This window comes from Caballeronia sp. LZ043 (assembly GCF_031451075.1).
Lineage (GTDB): Bacteria > Pseudomonadota > Gammaproteobacteria > Burkholderiales > Burkholderiaceae > Caballeronia.
Genome location: NZ_JARUXT010000002.1, coordinates 653,917 through 674,659, shown reverse-complemented (window position 1 = coordinate 674,659; position 20,743 = coordinate 653,917). Strand labels below are relative to the sequence as shown.

At 65.5% G+C, this 20,743-nt stretch carries 17 protein-coding genes; 3 read left to right on the top strand and 14 right to left on the bottom strand.

Translation table 11 applies throughout. The features are described 5' to 3' along the window. Positions 1 to 150: 150 nt before the first annotated feature. On the bottom strand, positions 151 to 1,476 hold the full coding sequence (locus QCE64_RS16505) for an MFS transporter (RefSeq protein WP_309922891.1): 1,326 nt from the start codon (positions 1,474 to 1,476) through the stop codon (positions 151 to 153). Between the two features lie 269 nt (positions 1,477 to 1,745). Between QCE64_RS16505 and QCE64_RS16500 the strand changes: the two genes are divergently transcribed. Together QCE64_RS16500 and QCE64_RS16495 are read left to right on the top strand one after the other, a co-directional pair. Next, on the top strand, positions 1,746 to 2,333 hold the full coding sequence (locus QCE64_RS16500) for a MarR family transcriptional regulator (RefSeq protein WP_309814242.1): 588 nt from the start codon (positions 1,746 to 1,748) through the stop codon (positions 2,331 to 2,333). A gap of 8 nt (positions 2,334 to 2,341) precedes the next feature. Beyond that, a complete protein-coding gene (locus QCE64_RS16495; RefSeq protein WP_309932170.1) occupies positions 2,342 to 3,520 on the top strand; it encodes an SGNH/GDSL hydrolase family protein in 1,179 nt (392 codons plus the stop codon). 18 nt (positions 3,521 to 3,538) lie between these two features. On the opposite strand, the gene QCE64_RS16490 is transcribed toward QCE64_RS16495, so the two are convergent. Beyond that, positions 3,539 to 4,666, bottom strand: a complete 1,128-nt coding sequence (locus QCE64_RS16490; protein WP_309921272.1) for a YbdK family carboxylate-amine ligase — start codon at positions 4,664 to 4,666, stop codon at positions 3,539 to 3,541. Between the two features lie 127 nt (positions 4,667 to 4,793). Beyond that, a complete protein-coding gene (locus QCE64_RS16485) occupies positions 4,794 to 6,374 on the bottom strand; it encodes an ABC transporter substrate-binding protein (protein WP_309932169.1) in 1,581 nt (526 codons plus the stop codon). Positions 6,375 to 6,724: 350 nt separating this feature from the next. Here QCE64_RS16485 and QCE64_RS16480 point away from each other — a divergent pair, with 350 nt between their 5' ends. After that, positions 6,725 to 8,362, top strand: coding sequence for a rhodanese-like domain-containing protein (locus tag QCE64_RS16480; RefSeq protein WP_404987405.1), 1,638 nt, complete (start codon positions 6,725 to 6,727; stop codon positions 8,360 to 8,362). A gap of 1 nt (position 8,363) precedes the next feature. Here the strand turns inward: QCE64_RS16480 and QCE64_RS16475 are convergent, their stop codons facing one another. The 11 genes from QCE64_RS16475 to QCE64_RS16425 form a co-directional block, all read right to left on the bottom strand. Next, on the bottom strand, positions 8,364 to 9,695 hold the full coding sequence (locus QCE64_RS16475) for an LLM class flavin-dependent oxidoreductase (protein WP_310004861.1): 1,332 nt from the start codon (positions 9,693 to 9,695) through the stop codon (positions 8,364 to 8,366). Continuing rightward, the gene (locus QCE64_RS16470) at positions 9,692 to 10,900 is read right to left on the bottom strand and encodes an LLM class flavin-dependent oxidoreductase (protein WP_310004859.1); all 1,209 of its coding nucleotides are present in this window, start codon (positions 10,898 to 10,900) and stop codon (positions 9,692 to 9,694) included. The genes QCE64_RS16475 and QCE64_RS16470 overlap by 4 nt, the downstream gene beginning before the upstream one ends. Beyond that, the gene (locus QCE64_RS16465; RefSeq protein ID WP_310004856.1) at positions 10,897 to 12,570 is read right to left on the bottom strand and encodes a rhodanese-like domain-containing protein; all 1,674 of its coding nucleotides are present in this window, start codon (positions 12,568 to 12,570) and stop codon (positions 10,897 to 10,899) included. Before QCE64_RS16465 ends, QCE64_RS16470 begins: the two co-directional genes overlap by 4 nt. A 54-nt stretch (positions 12,571 to 12,624) precedes the next feature. Next, on the bottom strand, positions 12,625 to 13,623 hold the full coding sequence (locus QCE64_RS16460) for an ABC transporter substrate-binding protein (RefSeq protein WP_309921255.1): 999 nt from the start codon (positions 13,621 to 13,623) through the stop codon (positions 12,625 to 12,627). A 29-nt stretch (positions 13,624 to 13,652) separates the two neighbouring features. Continuing rightward, the gene (locus QCE64_RS16455; protein WP_309921253.1) at positions 13,653 to 14,399 is read right to left on the bottom strand and encodes an ABC transporter ATP-binding protein; all 747 of its coding nucleotides are present in this window, start codon (positions 14,397 to 14,399) and stop codon (positions 13,653 to 13,655) included. Next, positions 14,386 to 15,291 carry an ABC transporter permease gene (locus QCE64_RS16450; protein ID WP_309921250.1) on the bottom strand — a complete coding sequence of 302 codons (906 nt, stop codon included), beginning with the start codon at positions 15,289 to 15,291 and terminating at the stop codon, positions 14,386 to 14,388. Before QCE64_RS16450 ends, QCE64_RS16455 begins: the two co-directional genes overlap by 14 nt. 133 nt (positions 15,292 to 15,424) lie before the next feature. Further along, positions 15,425 to 16,801: an aromatic acid/H+ symport family MFS transporter gene (locus QCE64_RS16445; protein ID WP_310004853.1), complete on the bottom strand. Its 1,377-nt coding sequence runs from the start codon at positions 16,799 to 16,801 to the stop codon at positions 15,425 to 15,427. Positions 16,802 to 16,873: 72 nt separating this feature from the next. Beyond that, positions 16,874 to 17,635 (bottom strand): glucose 1-dehydrogenase, encoded by a 762-nt coding sequence (locus tag QCE64_RS16440; protein WP_310004851.1) that lies wholly within the window; start codon positions 17,633 to 17,635, stop codon positions 16,874 to 16,876. An 18-nt stretch (positions 17,636 to 17,653) separates the two neighbouring features. Then, complete coding sequence (locus QCE64_RS16435; protein ID WP_309932161.1) at positions 17,654 to 17,992, bottom strand: NIPSNAP family protein; 339 nt, start codon at positions 17,990 to 17,992, stop codon at positions 17,654 to 17,656. After that, positions 17,989 to 19,734 carry an FAD-dependent oxidoreductase gene (locus tag QCE64_RS16430; protein WP_309921239.1) on the bottom strand — a complete coding sequence of 582 codons (1,746 nt, stop codon included), beginning with the start codon at positions 19,732 to 19,734 and terminating at the stop codon, positions 17,989 to 17,991. Before QCE64_RS16430 ends, QCE64_RS16435 begins: the two co-directional genes overlap by 4 nt. Before the next feature lie 53 nt (positions 19,735 to 19,787). Continuing rightward, positions 19,788 to 20,618 carry an SDR family oxidoreductase gene (locus tag QCE64_RS16425; RefSeq protein WP_309932160.1) on the bottom strand — a complete coding sequence of 277 codons (831 nt, stop codon included), beginning with the start codon at positions 20,616 to 20,618 and terminating at the stop codon, positions 19,788 to 19,790. Positions 20,619 to 20,743: the final 125 nt, after the last annotated feature.

Genomic DNA, 20,743 nt, shown 5'->3' with positions numbered 1-20,743 from the left:
GCTGATCTCCATGGGCTTTATGTTAGATATCTAATCATTTGTAGGCAAGGGGGTTTTCCCTGAACGCGTTATTTTTTACTGTTGCGCCGTTGCAAAAAAAAACGGCGCCTTCGATACGAAGGCGCCGTGCTGCCGCAAAAACCCGGAACGTCAGGAGAGCTTTTCCGCGTGCTCGCGCAGCGTGTTCGCCGGCACGCCGATCAGCACCGCCAGGCCGCCGAGCATCACGATCGCCGCGATGGCCGCAAGCCCGATCGCCAGGCTGCCCGTCATGGTCTTGATCCAGCCGAGCGCGATAGGTCCGCAGAACGCGCCGACCTGGCCCAGACAACTGATCGCGCCGATGCCCGCGGCGGCGCCTTCGTCGGAGAGATAGGCGGGCGGAATCGACCAGATGATGGCCGCCGCGCCGAAGTAGGAAATGGAGATCATGCCGAGACAGATGATCGCGGCCGCCGTGTTGCCCGACAGCACCGGCAACAGGAAGCCGCCCAATGCGCCAATGGCCGTGCAGGCAAAGAAGTGCCAGCGGCGTTCGAGCGTGACATCGGAACTGCGCGCCACCGCAAACATGCCGAGCGCGCCGATGATGTACGGCAACGCGGACAGCAGGCCCACGTTGAGCACGTCGGACACGCCGGCCTGACGAATGATGGTCGGCGTCCAGTAGTTGAGGATCGTGCCGCACAGCGGGACCGTGCCCCAGCCCGCCGCGAGGATGTACACGCGCGGATCCTTCAACGCGACCAGCAACTGGTGGCGCGTGTGCTTTTCCGTTTTTTTCTCGGCACGGTCGGCGGCGAGCGCATCGAGGATGATCCGTTTCTGTTCGTCGTCGAGCCAGCGCGCGTCCTGCGGACGATCGACGAGATAGAAGAACGCCACCACGCCCATCAGCAACGCCGGCAGGCCTTCGAGGAAGAACAGCCATTGCCAGTTGCGGAAGCCGAGCACGTCGACGAAGTTATGCAGGATCCAGCCCGACAGCGGCCCGCCGATGACGCCCGCCGCCGCAATCGCCAGCAGGAAGCGTGAGGTGATGCGTGCGCGCCGCGCGCCCGGATACCAGTAGGTCAGGTAAAGGATGATGCCGGGCCAGAAACCCGCTTCCGCTGCACCGAGCAGAATGCGCGCGATGTAGAACTGCATCGGCGTGGTCATGAAGGCCATCGCGGTGGAGATGCCGCCCCACAGGATCATGATGCGTGAGATCGTCAGCCGCGCGCCGATCCGCTTGAGCCACAGCGTGCTCGGCACTTCCAGCAGGATATAGCCGATGAAGAAGAGGCTGACGCCGAGGCCGTAGGCGGCATCGGACAGGCCGAGATCCTGCTTGAGATGCAGTTGCGCGAAGCTCACGTTCACGCGGTCCAGGTAGTTCAACACCCAGCAGACGAAGATGAACGACATCAGCCGCCAGGTGACCTTGTGATAAGTCGCCTCGACGCGCGCCGCTGCTGCGTCCGATTCCGACATGAATTGCGTGACTGTGGATTTGGCCACCAGACTCTCCGTTTCCCGCATCGATGAAGATGATGCGCAAACCGGCTCGATCGTCCGGCTCACGCTTTGGTTTTTATTCGATATCTAATCATAATGGTAAGGAGGCAGCGGTTCGCGAACAAGTTCGGGTTTGCACGGAGAGCGCCGCGCGCGCGGCCGGACGGCTGATTGAAGGGGCCAGCTGAGGGGGCCAGCGGCTATCATGTCGGGAGATACCCGCTTTCATGAAAGAAGACATCGCCATGACACGAAAGAAGACCGTTGAAGGCGCGCCGCGCGAAACCGTGGAAATGCTGCGCCACTGGCACGAGTCCGTGCCGAACGACCGTCTCGCGCACCTCGTCAAGGACGCCGCGCGCTCGATGGTCCGCGCGTTGCAGATGCGGCTCGCGGAACACGCGGTATCGTTCGGGCACTGGACCTTTCTGCGCATCCTGTGGGAGACGGACGGTCTCACGCAGCGCGAGCTGAGCGAACAGGCCGGCGTGATGGCGCCTACGACGTTCGCGGCCGTGACGGCGATGGAGAAGCTCGGACTGGTCGAGCGTCAGCAGCGTCCCGAGAACAAGAAGAACACGCATGTGTATCTCACGGCCGAGGGCCGTGCGCTGAAGGACAAGCTCGTGCCGCTCGCGGAGGAGGTGAACGACATCAGCGTGACCGGACTGAGCGAGCGCGAGATCAAGGTCGCGCGCAAGGTGCTGTTGACGATCATCGAGAATCTCGCGGATGACGAGTCGGGTTCCACCGATCCGCGACGGCGTGTGCTGTCCACGCGCGAACTCGGCAAGCTGATTGCCGAGCGCGGCGAGAGTCTGGAAGACGCCTGATTCGGCATATGCACAACTGGATCACCACGCCCATCGATGCCGCGCTGCTGCGTGGCGCCATCGAACTCGAACACACGCCGTATGGCGTGCGACCGCATCGCCTGCCGGCCTGGGCTCGCAAGCAGTGCCCCGATCCGCAACTGATGCTCGCGGAGGCCAAGCCTTCCGGCGTGCGGCTCGTGTTCGATACCGCCGCGACCGACATCGAACTCGACGTCCTGCCCACGCGCTATGTCCATGCCGGTGCGCCGGTGCGTCCTTCGGGCCTCTACGATCTCATCGTCGATGGCCAGCTCACGCAGCAACACCGCGCCAAAGGCGGCGACACCGTAACGGTCGATGCCGCGACCAACACCACCTCCGTGCAATCGGACGGCCCTGTCACGCTCGCGTTCCCGGGCCTGCTGGAAGGCCGCAAGCGTATCGAGATCTGGCTGCCGCACGACGAACTCAGCGTGCTCGCCGCGTTACGCACGAACGGCCGCATCGAAGCAGTCGGCACGGAGGGCAGGAAGACGTGGATGCACCATGGCAGTTCGATCAGCCAGGGCTCGAATGGCGACAGCCCCACGTCGATATGGACCGCGCTCGCGGCCCGTCTCGCGGATGTCGAGCTAACGAACCTGGGCTTCAGCGGCAGCGCGTTGCTCGACCCGTTCACGGCGCGCGTCATGCGCGACACGCCGGCTGACTTCATCAGCGTCAAGATGGGCATCAACGTGGTCAACTTCGATCTGATGCGCATGCGCGCCTTCGGTCCGGCGATGCATGGGTTTATCGATACGATCCGCGACGGTCATCCGCACACGCCGCTGCTGATCGTTTCACCGCTCTATTGTCCGATCCACGAAGCCACGCCCGGTCCGGGTGCCTTCGATTTCGCCGCGCTGGCCGAAGGCCGGATAGCGTTTCGAGCGACCGGCAACCCGGACGATGTTCAGGCCGGCAAGCTAACCCTGCAGGTGATTCGCGAGGAACTGCGCCGCATTGTCGAACAGCGCGCCGCCGATGATCCGAACCTGCATTATCTCGACGGCACCCGTCTGTATGGTCCTGAAGATCAGGCCGCGTATCCGCTACCTGATGAACTGCATCCGGATGGAGCGACGCATCGTTTCATCGGCTTGCGGTTCGCGCAATTCGCTTTTGCTGACAATGGTCCCTTCGCGCGGCGTGACGCACGCTGACGGTCACGCGCTACGCCCCTATTCCGGCATCTGCGCCCCGCGCCATATCCGGCACTGCTGACGCACGACCTCATGCAACGAATCATGCGCGTCATACACGCGGCGCAGCCACGCGGCGTCGCTAGCGCCTTGCGTCACGGCGCGCCGGATGTCCGCCAGTCCTTCTTCCGCGCCCAATGCCTGCGCATGGGGCGCCAGGACGTCCAGCGTGGCGAGGATGCGCTCGCGGATCGGCGCGCTTTGCCCGGTCTCGGGATCGACGCAAGCGCCGTCCAGACCGAAGCGGCACGCCATGAAGCGGTTGGTCCGATACACCTCGTAGTCGCGCTCGCTGAGACGTAACGGCCGGTCAACCAGCAGATAGCGCGAGAGCGCCTGGATATACGCGGCGATGCTGGCAGCCCATTCGACGCGCAACGGCGTATCCATCACACGCACCTCGACGGTGCCATAGCCCGGACTCGGGCGAATGTCCCAGTAGAAATCCTTGAGGCTATGCACCAACCCGGTATTCGTCATGCGTTCGAAGTAGGCTTCGAAGTCGGACCAGTTCGTCACGAACGGCGCCTGGCCCGACAGCGGAAACGGCGCAACCGAGTTCAGCCGTGCGCACTGGAACTGCGTGTCGCTGCCCTGCACGAAGGGTGAAGCGGCGGCCAGCGCGATGAAATGCGGCACATAGCGCGACAGCGAATGCAGCAGGACGAGCGCCGAATCCGCATCGGGACAGCCCACATGCACGTGCTGGCCGAAGATCGTGAATTGCTGATAAAGCGCGCCGTACAGACCCATCAAATATTCGGAACGCTCGCGGCCGTCAGAACGCTGGTCGTACCAGTTCTGGAAAAAATTGGTGCCGCCGCCGCACACGCCGACGTTCAGGAAATCCGCCGCGCGCACCAGCGTGTCGCGCAGCGTCTGCAACTCGCTGCGTGCCTGACCGAAGTTCCGGCAGACGCCGGTCGACAGCTCGATCATGCCTTCGGTCGTCTCGGGATTGATTGCGCCCGCGAAGCGCTCTTCCCGCACGCGGGTCAGGAGCTCGGTGGTGGCCTTGGTCAGGTTGTAGTCGTGTGTGTTGACGACCTGGATTTCGAGTTCAACGCCGATCGTGAACGGATCTGATGACGCAAAGGCTTGCAGCATGGGAGGTCCTGTGCGGTCGGAGAGCGCGTGTTTTCATTCTACGCGCGCCGTCTCGACGCCATGGATATCCACGACGCACGTCCGTGCCATTCCGGTTTCTTGTGATGGTCAGGTTTGAAGCCGATGGTCAGGTTTGAAGCCAGGCATCCGCAAGCGTCGAATAGAACAGCATCGGTCCCTTGCGCAATCCCTTGAGCCGGCTCGAATAGAAGCCGAAGAACTTCAGTTCGAGCAGGTTGATCGAGGGCACCTCGGTCTGCACGAGCAACTGCATCTCGTCGATGAGCGCCTTGCGCTTCGCGACATCGCCTTCTTCCTGAATGCCTTCGATGATCCGGTCCATCTGCGGATTCGCATAACTGGATGCATTGCTGGACGGCACGCCCTGCTTGATGTTCTTGCTCCAGAAACGGCGCGTGACGCCGATCTGCGGATCCGGATAAGCGGAATACCACATTGAGGCCGTGTCGAAATCGCGTTCCGTGTACAGCTTGCGAATCACGCCCGGCAGGTCGAGATTGACCAGCGTCATCTCGACGCCCACGTTGCGCAACTGCTGGCGCATCAGCTCCGCCGCACGCAAATACACCTGTCCATACGCCACCTCGGTCACATGATCGATACGAAGGCGCACGCCGTCCGCGCCGCGTTTCAATCCCGCTTCATCGAGCAGACGCTCGGCTTCCTTGGGATTGAACGCGTGTTGCGGCAGTCCCGGTTTGAAGAACTGCTTTTGGTAGCTTGGCACGCAACTCTGCGCGACATCCGCCAGACCGAACCAGACGATGCGCGCCAGCGCGGCCCGGTCGATGGCATGCGCGAACGCCCGCCGCACGCGGATATCGTCAAAGGTCTTGCGGCGGTAGTTGAAGTCGAAGAAGAACATCGGCGCGGGCGCCTGCCAGCCGATCGTATCGAGCACGAGCTTCGGGTTCTTCTGCAAACGCGCGACATCCACTTCCGGCACCGGGTTGTTCGCCGCGAATGTCAGTTCGCCCGTCTCGAGCGCGACAGCACGCGCCGCCGCGTCCGGCACCATCTTGAAGATGATCTGCTCCAGATAGGGCTTGTTTTCCTTGCCCGAGGCGCCTTTGTCCCAATAGTCCGGATTGCGCTGCAAGATCACATGACTGCCGCGCACCCATTCCTTGAACATGAACGCGCCATTACCGATCGGCTTCACGTTCCAGGGATTCGTCAGCGGATCGGTGCCCTCGTAGAGATGCTTCGGGACGATCTGCGTTTCAGTGCCGAACAGCACGGCCCACAGTACCGGCGAAGGACCGCTGAGCCGGAACACGACAGTATGCGGGTCAGGTGTATCCACGCCGATCACCTTCGCCAGATTCGACGCGCCGCGCGGATGCGTCTTCTTGACCACGTTGAGGATCGAGTACTGGACATCGGCGGAAGTGAACGGCACGCCGTCGTGCCATTTGACGTTCTTGCGCAGCCGGAACGTGATTGACTTGCCATCCGGCGCGGTGTCCCACGATTCGGCCAGCTGCGGCTTCGGGCGATAGTCGCTGTCGTAGGTCAGGAGGCCGTCGAAGATGTTCGCCGAGATCACCACCGCCGGACTGGAGATGTTGATGCCCGCCACGAGACCGCCCGGCTCGGGCGTCACGTTCGCGAGCAGCGTTCCGCCTCGCACGACGGCGCCGGGCAGCGACGCGGCGAGCGCCTGCGCCGCGTGAGCGGAGGACACGAGGCCGGCTCCGGAGCTGGCCAGCAACAATTGCAGCATGCGGCGGCGTGTGATGAGGGGCGAATCCGGATTCATGGGCAAATTGGCAGGCAAGGTTATGCGCGGGTGGACGCCGTGCTTTGGAAGGACCGAAAGCGTAGGCCATGCGCGCCATCGCGCGAACCAATCTGATCTGCTATGCAAAGCTCGCGCGCTGGAAACGCGGTTTGCCCGCGTATAAGGTTGTGACGAATGCTTGGTTCGGAAAGCCGCGTGGCATTTCTAGAATGGGGCTCTCCGCGGAATGCGGAATGCATAACGCAACATGCAAAATGCAACCCCTCTCGAACACCGTGACAGGTAGCCCACCCATGCCCTTTGCCACCGACGCTTTCCGCTTCATCGACGCCGCCACCCTGCGCGCCTGGCTCAACGATGGCCGCGAACTCGCGCTGCTCGACGTGCGCGAGGCCGGACAGTTCGGCGAGGGCCACCCATTCTTTGCGATCCCGTTGCCGTTCAGCCGCCTCGAACTCGATGCGCCGCGCCTGCTGCCGCGCACCAGCGTGCGCATCGTGCTGATCGACGACGGCGCGACGGCCAGCGGCGCGGGCATCGACCATGCGCCGGTCGCGCAGCGGGCCGCCGCGCGTCTGCATGCCCTTGGCTACAGTAACGTCGCGGTGCTGGAAGGCGGCGCGCCGGCGTGGCAGCGCGCGGGCCGAACACTGTTTCGCGGCGTGAACGTACCATCCAAGACATTCGGCGAACTCGTCGAACATGCATACGGCACACCGCATGTCAGTGCATCGCAACTGGCGCGCTGGCGCGCCGAGCGCGGCGGATGTCCGCTCGCGCTGATCGACGGACGCACCCGCGAAGAGCATCGCAAGATGGCGGTTCCGGGTGCGGTATGCGTGCCGAACGGCGAACTGCCCGCGTGGGTCGACGCCTTTGCCGGACCGCCGGACACGACCATCGTCGTGCATTGCGCGGGCCGCACGCGCAGCATCATCGGCGCGCAGACGCTGCGCAATCTCGGCGTGCGTCGCGACGTGTTCGCGCTGGAAAACGGCACGCAGGGCTGGGCGCTGGCAGGTCTGACGCTCGAACACGGCAGCACGCGCAGTTACGCCGACCTGCCACCGTTGAGCGAAGCCGAACGTGATACCGCGCGGGAACGGGCCCGGGCGCTGGCGGAGCGCTTCGGCGTCAGCGCGGTGGACGCCGGCACGGTGCGGCAATGGCTCGGCGATCCCGCCCGCACCACGTATCTCTTCGATGTCCGCACCGCCGAAGAGTACCGCCGCGATGGCCTGCCGCTTGCGCGGCACGCGCCCGGCGGCCAGTTGATCCAGGCAACCGACCAGAGCGTGGCCGTGCGGAATGCGCGCATCGTGCTGGTGGATCATGACGGCATCCGCGCGCCGGTAGTGGCGCACTGGCTGGTGCAACTGGGCTATGAGACGGCGATCGTGGAAGCGGGATCGCTGGCGTCGACGTCCGCTGAAGCCGAGCCATCTTCGACAGTGGACGAAGACGCGCCGGTCGATCCGGCCGCCCTCATACTCGATCTGCGCGCCAGCGAAGCGCATCAGATATCGCGGCCTGCCGGAAGCATCTGGACGAACCGCGCGCGTGTCTTCGGCGCACTCCGCGCCCGCAACGTGCACCGCGATGCGCCCCTGATCGTATTCGCCGATGCCCGTTCGCGCGACGCCGCGCGTCTCGTCGTACAGGATCTGCGCGATGCGGATTACACAGGCGTCACACTCGCGGCACATGGAATCAACGGATGGTCAAGCGCAGGCTGGCCCGTGGATGACACGCCGCTCCGTCTCGCGCCTGAAGACCGCATCGACTTTTTATTTTTTGTACACGATCGGCACGACGGCAATCTCGATGCCGCACGCGCTTATCTTGAATGGGAAACCGGTCTGATCGCCCAATGCGCGGAGGATGAACTCGCAGTGTTTCGCGTGGGCGAGGCGGCGCTGAGCGGGCGCTGATTCACGCCGCATCCGCCCCACGTTCGTACTGACTGCGCGGACGCGGCAAGCCCAGATGCTCGCGCAAGGTCGTGCCTTCGTACTCGCGTCGAAAGATGCCCTTGCGCTGCAACAGCGGCACGACATGATCGACGAACGCGGCCAGTCCGGACGGAAACACATCCGCGTTCAGATTGAAACCGTCCGCGCCGCGTTCATGAAACCAGCGCGCGATATCGTCGGCGATCTGCTCCGGCGTGCCGACAATCATCCTGTGCGCACCCGGATTGCGATCGAGCAGATCACGCACCGTGAGACCTTCGCTGCGCGCCAGCGCAACCGTCGAATCGATGAAACCGCGCGGCAGGTCCGAGCGCGATACCTTCGCGATCAGGTCATAGGGCAGCGGCGCATCGATGCGCAGATCGTCGGGTGCAAGCCCCAGCGCACCCGCGAGCCGCGCCACCTCACGCTCCGTATCGAGCAGCGCGTCGAGTTCGCCCTTGCGTTGCCGCGCTTCGGCTTCGGTGCCGCCGATCACCGGATACAGCCCCGGCAACAACAGGAAATGCTCCGGATTGCGCCCGTGACGCCGCACGCGCTCCTTCATCTCCGTATAAAAAACCTGCGCGGTGGGCAGCGTGGTCTGGGCGGTGAACACGGCATCGGCGAAACGCGCGGCGAGCGCCCGCCCGCCTTCCGACGATCCCGCCTGCACCAGCACCGGCCTTCCCTGCGGACTGCGCGGTACAGTCAGCGGCCCGCGCACCGCGAAGTGAGCGCCGCGATGCGCGATCGCATGCACGCGCGCCGGATCGGTATAACGCCCGCTGTGCTGCTCGGCGATGAAGGCATCGTCTTCCCAGCTGTCCCACAGCTTCGTGACCACCTCCACGAATTCCTGCGCGCGCGCATAGCGTTCTTCGGTGGAGAGCGGCACGTCATGACTGAAGTTCGCCGCAGCGGACGCGTCATACGTGGTCACTGCATTGAAGGCCACGCGCCCGCCGCTCACGTGATCGACGGATGCGAAACGCCGCGCGAGATTGAACGGATCGTTGAACGTGGTCGATGCCGTGCCGATCAGCCCGACATGCGTCGTCGCGCTCGCGAGCGCCGTCAGCAACACGGTCGGCTCCAGCGCCTGCGACGGCCCTTCCGCGTGATTGCGCAGCGCCAGCAGGTCGGACAGGAAGATGGCATCGAGCTTGCCGCGTTCCGCCGTCCGCGCGATCTCCTTGTAGAAGTTCAGATCGACGATCGCGCGCGGATTCTCGAGCGTGCGCCATCCCGCCGGGTGACGTCCGACGCCCGTGACATTGGTGTTCAGGTGAAGCTGACGTGGCTGGCTCATGACGTTGCCTGAAGTGAAGAGCGAAGCGGCGCTGCGGGCACGCGCAAGCCCGCTTGCACGAGCAGCGGCAGCACGGCCTCGCCGAAATACTTGAGGTCCGGCTCGAAGTCGAAGAAGGCGAGCTGAACGCCGTCGCAGCCTGCGTGCTTCAGCGCGATCAGTTGCTCCACGACCTGTTCCGGCGAGCCGATCAGATGCAGGTTTCCGCCCAGCACGCGCTGCTCGCGCTTGTGCTTGGCCCACGCTTTCGCGTCGCTGCGGCCATGCATGCCGATGAAACCATCGAGCGCGCCTTCGTCCGGATGCGCGACGATGGCATCGTGATACGCGCGGGCTTCGCGTTCGGTCGGCCGGCAGACGATGGTCGGATTGATCAGCGTGCGTACGCGCCGCCCGACGCGCGCCGCGCCTTCGCGGATCTTCGCCGTATGCGCGGGCAGCGCGCCGATCGCATCCTTGAAGTCCGCGCCGGCCGGGCTCGTGATGAAGATCAGGTCGGAATGCCGCACGGCATAGTCGATGCCCGCCGCCGAGCCCGTCGCGTTCACCAGCACCGGCCGATGAAAGCACGGACGCGGACTGACGAAGGCATCGTCGAGTTGCCAGTGCGGCGTGCGGATGGTCAGGTTGGCATCGCTGCGCCACAGCGTGTCCAATACGCCGACGAACTCCGCCGCGCGCACATAGCGTTCGTCATGCTCGATCATCGGCTGGCCGAACATCGCCCATTCGCTCGCGACGTGACCCGTCACGAGATTGATGCCCCAGCGCCCGTTCGAGATGTGATCGAGCGTCGCGCCGAACTTCGCCAGATGCAGCGGATGCCACGGCCCATAGAGCGCGTGCACCGTCGAGATGAGCAGGATGCGTTCGGTGATGGCGGCGAGCGCGCTCGTCGCGATGAACGCATCGAGCGACTGCTCGCGATACTTCAGCGTGCCGCCATGTCCGTTCTTGCCGAGCCACTGCGCGAGGCCGAACACGAGATCGAAGCCGAGCGCCTCGGCCTGCTTCGTCAGGCGCGCGTTGTAGTCGAAGCGCCAGTCGGTCCCGCGCGGCAGCGTCGAGATCGACCAGCCGCCGTTCTGGATCGGCAGGAACAGGCCGAGCATCAACGGCTGCGCGAAGGCCGCCGCGAGCGGACTGCCGGGGATGTCGGCGGGGCTCGTGGCGCCGTCGAAGACGGGCGAGACGGCCGCGTTCATGCGGCGCGCGCCTGGTCAGCCTTCAGTTCGTCAAGCCGCGCATGACTGCGCTTCGCCGTTGCCGTGCCGAAATCGAGCACGTCGATGGACGCAATGGCGTCACGCTCCAGTTGCTCGACCAGTTGCAGTTCCCATGCGAGATACGCGTTCATCTGCTCGGCGACACGTTCTGGCGCGGCGTGATAGGGGCTGTACCAGGCGTCGTCGTCGCCGGTGAGATTGCCGGTATCGCCGGAAGCCTGCGGCAGGCCCAGGGACAACCAGCGCCGCGTGCCGCCCGCGAGTGCCGCAACATTCGCGCGCTGTTCCGCCAGTTCAGCCGCGACCAGCGCTGCCAGCGCGCCGTCTTCCGAGGTCAGCACCAGATCACGATCTGACGGGAAATCCGCGAGCTTCGACTGAAGTTCGCTCGCCGCGATGAAGCGCGCGCCCTCGATATGCGCGCGCCTGAACCCCAGACTGCTGTCGATATCGATGACCTGCGCCGTGCCCTGCTTCAGCGCATCGGCCAGCCGGTCCGCCTCGATCCAGCGCGTGCGCGCGCCGTGCGGCCGCACGTTCAGCGGCTCGGGGCCAGCCGCGTAGCGATCGTTGCTCAGCGCAGCGCTGGCCGTGTCATCGAGCACGCGGACATCGAGATAGCCGAGTTGCTTGAGCCACGACGCGGTCATGCGCGCGCGCACGCCATCGTCGTCGCGGAGGATCACGCGTGCATGCAAAGTACCGATGTACTCGTCCGTCGCCTGCACCAGTTGGCCGCCCGGCGCCGAACGCCAGCCTGCCGGATGCCCGGCTTCGTATTCCAGCGGATCGCGCACGTCGAAGCGGTACAGCGTGCGCGTGCCGCTCTCCTGTTCCAGCGCGGCGAGCGCGGCGCCGTCGATGACCGCTACATCGGCCTTGCGTGCCGCCGCAGCGGCAAGCTCGCGCGCGGCTGCGAGCGTTGCGCCTTCAGGGCGCGGCGCAGTGCGCACTTCGCCATGTTGCAGTTCGAGGCCCTCAAGCAGCCACGCCATCGAGCCCCCCGTGAGCGCGGCAACCGGATTCGGCACGCCCGCGTTGATGAGCGACTGCGCGCCGAGAATGCTGCGCGTGCGGCCCGCGCAGTTCACCACGATCAGCGTGTCCGGCGAAGGCACCGCCGCCAGCGCGCGATACACCAGTTCCGCGCCCGCGCAGTCGATGCCGCCCGGAATGTTCATCGTGTGATATTCGCCGAAGGGACGCGAATCCAGCACGACCAGATCGTCGCCGGCATCCTGGCGCGCCTTGAGCGTGACAGCGTCGATGTTGGGCGTATGCAGGCGATGTTCGATCAGTTCGCCGAACGCCTTGCCCGGCACGTTGGTGCCGCTGAATACTTCGAAGCCCGCCTGCTCCCAGCCGTCGATGCCGCCCGCAAGCACCGCGACGTCCGTATAGCCCCAGCGCGCGAGCAACGCGGCGGCGCGCGGCGCGTGCTCTCCATGACTGTCGACGAGCACGACCGGCGTGCCGCGGCGCGGCACGAGCCGCTCGATCAGCAAGCCGAGCCGCCCCACCGGCGCAACCGACGAATAGAACAACCGCCTGCGGGCTGACACGCCTTCCTCGCGGACGTCGAGCACCGCGAGTTCGGAGCGTTGGGCGATGAGCGTGCGCAATTGCGCGGGAGACACGGAGCGGGACATGAGCGCGGGATCCTGGGTAATGAATATCAATGAAGGTTGGCCGGACACGGCGCGTCAGCGCGTTGCCACTGCCTGCGCGTCGAACACCGGGTTGAACTCGATGTCGACCTTGATGGGATGCTTGATGTCGCCCGACTTGTGCAGCGTGTCGGCGATCTTCTGCTCGCGTGCGACCAGCGCGCCATCGAGCGGATAGAACACGGAACGGCCGTTCTCCGCCGAGAACTTCGCGCGCGCCGGGCTCTGCTTCATTTTCTCCAGATAGATCTTCTCGACCGCCGGCACGTTCTGCGCCCACCAGGTCCACGAGTTCTTCAGACGGCCGAGAAAGTCGCCGAGCGCGCGGCTCTTTGCGGGATCGCGCAGCACGTCCGTGCGCGCGGCGAACACTGACAACGCGGGGATGTCCAGTTCGTCGCTCTTGATGATGACGCGCGCCTCGCCCTTGTCGACGGCTTCCTTCACCGGCGCATAGCCGCCCGAATACACCGCGACCTGACCGGCATTGAAGGCCGAAGCCGACACGTTGCCGTCGCCGAACTTCACGCCTTCGAAGTCCTTCGGCTTCAGATCGGCCTTGATGTACGAGAGCACGTATTGCAGATAGTTGAAGCCGCCGAAGTTATAGCCCCAGGTCTTGCCGCGCAGGTCCGCAATGGTCTTCACATTGGCGTTGTTGCGCACCACCGTGACGATGGGCGGATAGCTGCTGTCCGGGTTGCGCCATCCCGCGATGATCTGCAACGGCGCGGTGTCCGCGGTCCATGGCGCGCGCGCGTTGCCTTGCTCGATGATGAGCGAGGTATCGCCCATCAGGCCCACGTCGAGGCTCTTCGAATACAGCGCGGAGAGTTGCGCGGCGGGACCCGTGAGCACGGCCCACTTGATCTTGTAGGGCGCGCCATCGAGCACGTGCGACTGCTCGACGATCAGCGGCCACGCCGCATCCTGCGTGCCGATGGTGAGGGTGAGCGGTTCATCGGCGAACGCGGAAGAGGCGCCCGCAAGCAGGCTCGTGAAGAAGACAGCGGCAAGACGTGTTCTGATGCGCATGGTGCTTGAAGAGGAGTTGAGTGAGAGGTTCAGGCAGCGTCGGCATGCGTGACGCCAAGCTCGGCGAGCAGCCGTGCTCTGAGAGCGACGGCGGCGGCATCGCTACGCGAGCGCGGGCGCGGCGTGTCCACTTGCAGGTGCGCGCTGATCTCGCCCTCTGCCAGCACGACGATGCGGTCGGACAGCAGAATGGCTTCGTCGATATCGTGCGTGACGAGCACCACGGCCGGCGTATGTGAACGCCATAACCGCGCGACCAGTTCGTACATGCGGATGCGGGTCAGCGCGTCGAGCGCGGCGAAGGGCTCGTCGAGCAGCAGCAGCTTCGGCTCGCGCACCAGCGCACGCGCCAGCGCGACCCGCTGCGCCTCGCCGCCCGAGAGCGTCTTGGGCCAGCCATCGGCATGACGCGCGAGGCCGACTTCATCGAGCGCGGCGAGCGCCGCCGCCTTCGCGCTGCCCAGCCGCGCATGACCGATCACGACGTTCTCCCACACGCGTCGAGCCGGCACGAGGCGCGGTTCCTGAAACACCACGGAGCGCGCGCCCGCGACGCGCACGCGGCCGCTGTCGGCCTGATCGAGTCCGGCGAGGATGCGCAGCAGCGTGGTCTTGCCCGCCCCCGAGGCGCCGAGCATCGAGACGAACTGGCCGCGCCGCACGTTCAGCGAGACGTCCTTCAGCACGGCGCGGCCGTCGAAGACGCGACTGACGGCTTCGAGCGCGAGCGCGTCGTGAGCATGGGCATTGGCATGCGTGCGTTCAGGCGAGTTCAAAGCGCGGCCTCCATGGCAAAGCGAGATGTTCGAGCGCACGCATGACGAGGTCCGTCACGATGCCGAGCGTCGCATAGACCAGGATGCCCGCGATGATGATGTCGGCGCGCTGGTTCTGGTTCGCATTGACGAGGATGTAGCCGATGCCGTTCTGCGCGTTGATCTGCTCGGCGACGACGAGCGCCAGCAGCGCCACCGCCGACGCATAGCGCACGCCGACGAGGATCGCGGGCAGCGCGGTCGGCAGGATGATGCGCCACGCGACCTGGCGGCCCGAGAGGCCGAACACGCTGGCCGCTTCGAGCAGTTTCGGATCGACGCCGCGCACGCCGGCATAGGTGTTGAGATACATCGGGAAGATGGTGGCCGCGAGGATCACCGCGACCTTCGCGCCCTCGCCGATGCCGAACCACGTGATGAACAGCGGAATCAGCGCGATGAACGGAATGGTGCGCAGCATCTGCAACGGCGCGTCGATGACTTCTTCGCCGATGCGCCAGAGTCCGGCCAGCAGCCCCGCAATCAAGCCAATGCCGCCGCCAATCGCGAGGCCCGTCGCCGCGCGCACCAGCGACACGCCGATGGCGCTCTGCAACTCCCCATCGGCGATCAGTTCCTTGAGCGCGGCGAAGATGACGGTGGGGGGCGGGAGCGTTTCAGGCGCGACGAGCTGCAAGGAAGAGGCAAGCTGCCACAACACGACGAGCGCCACCGGCACGCCGATGCGCAGCGAGCGCGAGCGCAACGCGGCGCGGCGTTGCGTGCCGCGGCGGGCGGCGGCACGCGTGGGGAGATCAATCAGCGAAGTGTTCGTGCCGCGCGCGCCCGGGCGTTCGAGCGGCGTGCCGGGATCGAGTCCGAGCGCGGCGGAGGGAAAGCGGGGGACGGTCATCGGTGTTCATCGGCGGATGGGTGAACAACCGATGGTACGGCTGCCCTATCCCGTGCCCAACCAACGAATTACCAGATGCTATGCGCATGAATCGTCATTTGGAATCCCGCGTGGGCGCAATGAGCGCGCGCGCCTATTCCACCGTCGATACCGCCTTCTCCGCAAGCGCCGGCTCGAACCCCGGCATGCGCATGCCGCCCAGCGCGAACAGCGCGAGCGCCGCGACGAAAGCCGGCACCGCGAGCAGCATGAACACCGCGCCGAACGGCAGGCCCATGCTCATCATCACGCCGCCGGTCATCGCGCCGGCCACCGCGCCCATGCGGCCGACGCCCAGCATCCATGCAACGCCGGTCGCACGGCCCTGCGTCGGATAGAAGGCGGCAGCGAGCGCCGACATCGACGTGACCGCGCTCGTCACCGCCGTCCCCGTGAGGAAGATCAGCACGGCCAGCCAGACTCGGTCCGATACCCCGCTGCCGATCACCAGCACCAGCGCCGCCGACACCACATAGGCACACGCATTGACCCGCCGCGGATTCGTGCGGTCCATCACCCAGCCGAGGCACAGATTGCCGAGAATGCCGCCAAGCGGAAACAGCGACGTGGTGAGCGCGGCGCCCTGTGCAGTGAAGCCCGCATCCTTGAAGAGCGTCGGCAGCCAGTTGGTCAGGAGGTAATAAATCATCAGGCCCGTGAAGTACGCGAGCCACAGCATCGCCGTGCCGAAACGATACGGCCTGGACACGATCAGCGATACCGCCGAGGTCTTCTCCGTCGCCGCTTTTGTGTCGGCGGCCACGAAATGGATGCGGGCGCTGTCGTCGAGACGCGGGTCGCTGGAGATGCGCCGCAACACGCGCGCGATCCGCTCGGCGGGACGCTTGCGGACCACCATGAAATGCGCGGACTCGGGCAGCAACGCGACGAGCAGCGCCGCCAGCACGAGCGGCCCGACGCCGCCCGTCACCAGCACGCTTTGCCAGCCGAAATGCGGAATGAGCCACGCGGCGCTCAAGCCACCGATCGACAGTCCCACGGAAAAGCCGCAGAACATCGCATTGACCGCGACGCCGCGAATGCGCGCAGGCGCGTACTCGGACATCAACGTCACTGCGTTCGGCATGGCCGCGCCCAGCCCGAGCCCGGTCAGGAAGCGCCACGCCGTCAACGACTCGATGGAGCTTGCATGCGCCGACGCCAGACTCCACACGCCGAAGAAGAACACCGACAACACCAGCACCGCCTTGCGTCCGATACGGTCTGCCGCCGGCCCGGCCGCCAGCGCGCCGATGCCGAGACCGACGAGCGCCGCGCTCATCACCGGGCCGAGCGCGGCGCGTGTGATGCCCCACTCGCCGAGCAGCGAAGGCGCGATGAAACCGACCGCCGCCGTGTCGAAGCCATCGGCGGCCACGACCAGGAAGCAGAGAATCAGGATCCTCCATTGATACGGCGAGAAGCGTTGACTATCGATGAAACTCTGGACTTCCAGACTGTGCGTTTTCATGGCGGTTCGTCTCCGTTGATCTGCTGTCGTTGTCGTGGTTCATGCAAGCGCGGGTTCAGGCGTCATCGGCCGTCATGCCGAGCCCGACGCATGCCAGCCGCCGTCCACGCTCAGCACTGCGCCGGTGACATAGCTGGCGGCATCGGAGGCGAGGAAGAGAATGGCCTGCGCGATCTCGTCGGGTTGCGCGAGGCGGCCCATCGGCGTGCGGCGTTCGATGCGCGCCAGGTCGATCTGCCCGTTCTTCACGAGTCCCTGCGCGAGCTCGGTCGCAACATAGCCCGGCGCGACCGCATTGACACGAAGGCCGTCACGGGCCCATTCGCATGCCATCGAACGGGTCATCGCCGCGATGCCTGCCTTGGCCGCGCCGTAGGCATTGCGTTGCGGAATGCCTGCCAGCCCGGCGATCGAACACAGGTTCACGATGGCGCCCGAGCCTTGCGCGAGCATCGCTTTCGCGGCCTCGCGGCTGGTCAGAAAGGTGCCGCGCAAGTGAATGCCGATCAGCGCATCGAACGCGTTCACGCCTTGCTCGATGGTCGGCTTCGCCTGTTCGCCGATGCCCGCGTTGTTGACCAGCACGTCGAGCCGTCCGCAGGCTTCGAGCGTGCCTTGCAACAAGGCCGCGACCTCGGACTCCGACGACACATCCACGCCGATCGCCACATGCCCTTCGCCGTCAAGTTGCGCGATACGCTGTCGCGCCGCTTCGCGATGCAAGTCGGCGATAACCACGCGATATCCCTGCGAGGCAAACGCGCACACCGTCGCCCAACCAATCCCGTTCGCGCCGCCGGTGACCAGCGCCACGCGTTGCCGTCCTTCGTTCATCGTCTCCTCCTTGATGCTTCAGCGCACGGCCGCCGACAGGCTCCTGAACTCGACGCGCCTGATGATGCGGCTTTCCTGCGCGGTGATCAGATGCGCCGATGCCTGCAAATAAGCGGGCCAAGCGGGATCGTCGTCGCGCGCGGTGCGGCGCTGGTCGTAATCGGCGATGCTGTCGTAGCCCCACAGATGCACGACCTGGTTCAACGCGCCGATATCGCTCATGTAGAAGCCCACCGGCGCGCCGAGATACTTCAGCTGGATGGGCATGGCAAGACGATCGAACACGTCGATGAACTCGGCCATGCCGCGCGGCCTGATGGTGTAGATGCGGTGATCGATGAAAGGCTTGTGGCTCATGCCGCGCTCCTCAATGGGCTGACGCTGCTGCGCTCGGCGATGCGTCCAGCAAGATGCAAACCGGTGAGATAGCCGAAGGTCATGATCGGTCCGAGCGTGATGCCCGCGCCCGGATAGTTGCCGCCCATGATGCTCGCGCGGTCGTTGCCGACGGCGTAGAGACCGGCAATCGGCTCCGTGCCCTTCAGCACCTGGCCATGCGTGTTGGTGGCGATGCCGTCGAAGGTGCCGAGATCGCCCATCACGAGCTTGAGCGCGTAGTACGGGCCAGCGCCGAGCGGCGCGACACACGGGTTCGGTGCATGAGCGGCATCGCCGAGATAGCGGTTGAAGGACGTCGTGCCGCGCCCGAAAGCCCGGTCCTGTCCCGTCGCCGCATCGCGGTTGTACTCGCGCACCGTGGCTTCGAGCGCGGGGCCGTCGATGCCCGCGCGCTGCGCGAGTTCGGCGAGCGTGCGTCCCTTCACGAGATAGCCGCTCGTCAGATGCGGCTTCAGCGAGAGCGGCGCGGGTTTCGCGAAACCGAGTCCGTAACGGCGGATCGTCGCGTGATCGCAGATGAGCCACATCGCGGTTTCATGCGCGCCGCGGCAGGCTTCGATCATCGCCGCGCCCACGTCGTGATACGAATTCGCTTCGTTGGTGAAACGCACGCCGCCGCGCGTCACGCCGATGACACCCGGCTTGTAGCGGTCGAGCAGATGCGGAAACACGCCGACGCTGCCGTCTTTCTGCGGCACGCGTGACACGGGCATCCATGCGGCGGCCTGCGGATAGCGCAGATCGACGCGTCCGCCCGCGCGTTCGGCCATGCGCGCGCCATCGCCGGTATTGCCCGTGGGCACCGGCGACACGTGTTCTCCGCCCCGTTGCACATGCGGATACGCCGCCGAGAGACGCGCGAGATCGTGCGAGAACCCGCCGCAGGCCAGCACCACGCCGCGCCGCGCCACGATGCGTTGCTCGCTGCCGTTCGCTTCGACTATCGCGCCGGTCACGCGGCCCTTTTCGGTGATGAGTTCCTTCGCGCCGGTGTGAGTGTGGATGGGAATGCCGAGATCGAGCGCGGACTTCGCGAGGCGTGCGGCCAGCGCGTTGCCGCTCGTCACCTGCACGCCGCGCCTGTAGCGCACAAGTTCCGTGATGTGGCTGCTCAACCGCTTCGCGACATACCACGCCGAAGCAAGCGATTTCGTCGCGTTGAAGAAGTGCTTGAGATCCGCGCTCGACGAATTGAACATCATGCCGATGAAGGTGATGGTCTTCAGCGGCGGACGCAGACGCGGCAGGTCCGCGCCGAGCGCACGCGCATCGAAGGGCTTCGCGACGATCGAGCGGCCGACATCCACACCGCCCGGCGCGTCGGGATGGTAGTCGGGATAGAGCGTGGGCAGGAATTCGACCGAGGTTTCGCGCTCGAAGAATTCAACCATGCGCGGACCGTGATCGAGAAACGCATCGATGGCGGCCTGATCGAACATCGGGCCGGTTTCATGACGCAGATACTCAATAGCAGCGGCGCGCGTGTCCTCGATCCCGGCACGTCGCGCATGCGGATTGCCGGGAATCCACAGCACGCCGCCCGAATACGCGGTGGTGCCGCCGAAATAGCCTTCCTTCTCGACGACGATTACGTCGAGCCCCTGTTTCCTGGCGGTGATGGCGGTCGCAAGACCGCCAGCGCCCGAGCCGATCACGAGCACGTCGCAAGCGAGATCGGACGACCGTGTCACGGTAGTCATCATCGTGTCCTTTATGAGTGAAACGGGCGCGGCGATGCGCGCAAATGAATGCTCTATGCAGCCCGTCTGGCTTCGTAGCCGGGGCGCGGCACGAGGTCCATGAGCATGCATTCGAAGCCGCCGTCCACGGCGATCTCGGCGCCGTTCACATAGGCCGAGCGCGGACTGGCGAGGAAGGCCACGACTTCGGCGATGTCGGCCGGCTCGCCGATGCGCCGGCTCGCGGTCATCGCGCTGCGGCGCGCTTCGACATCGCCCTGTTCATAGAAGGCACGCGAGAGCGGCGTGCGGATCATGCCAGGGCACACGGTGTTGCTGCGGACGCCGCGCGGTCCCCACTCGGCGGCGATCTGCCGCGAAAGCATCGCGATGCCGGCCTTGCTCGCGCTATACGCGCCGCTCCAGGTTTGCGGATGATGCGCCGCCACCGAAGCAATCTGTACGATGCTGCCTCGGCCTTGCGCGAGCATGCCGCGTCCGAAGGCTTGGGCGCACAGCATGGTGCCCGTGAGATTGACGGCGAGCATCGCGTTCCATGCATCCAGCGCGATCTCTTCGATACCGCCCGCACGCAACAGGCCGGCATTGTTCACGAGCACGTCCGCCGTGCCCATTGCGCGTTCCACTTTTTCGCAAGCGCCTTGCACGCTTGCTGCATCGCCGATGTCGCAGGCCACGGCAAGCGCCTGGATGCCCCGTGCCTGCAATGCGCGCGCCGTTTCATGACAGGCTGCTTCGTCGCGGTCCAGCAGCGCGATGCGCGCGCCGGCATCGGCCAGCGTCGCGGCAATGGCGCGGCCGATGCCGCCCGCCGCGCCCGTCACCACGCACAAGCGCGCTTCGAGACCGAGCCAGTGCTGCGGGCCGTCGTTCGTCTCCTTCATCCTTCTCTCCTTTTGCACTTTTCGAGCCTTCAGGGAAGGGCTTTTCCGCGTTGCCGCGTGACGCTTCCCTGTGAGAAAAGTATATTCACGGCCTCGTTCCAGGAATTGGACAAAGGCAGCAGACC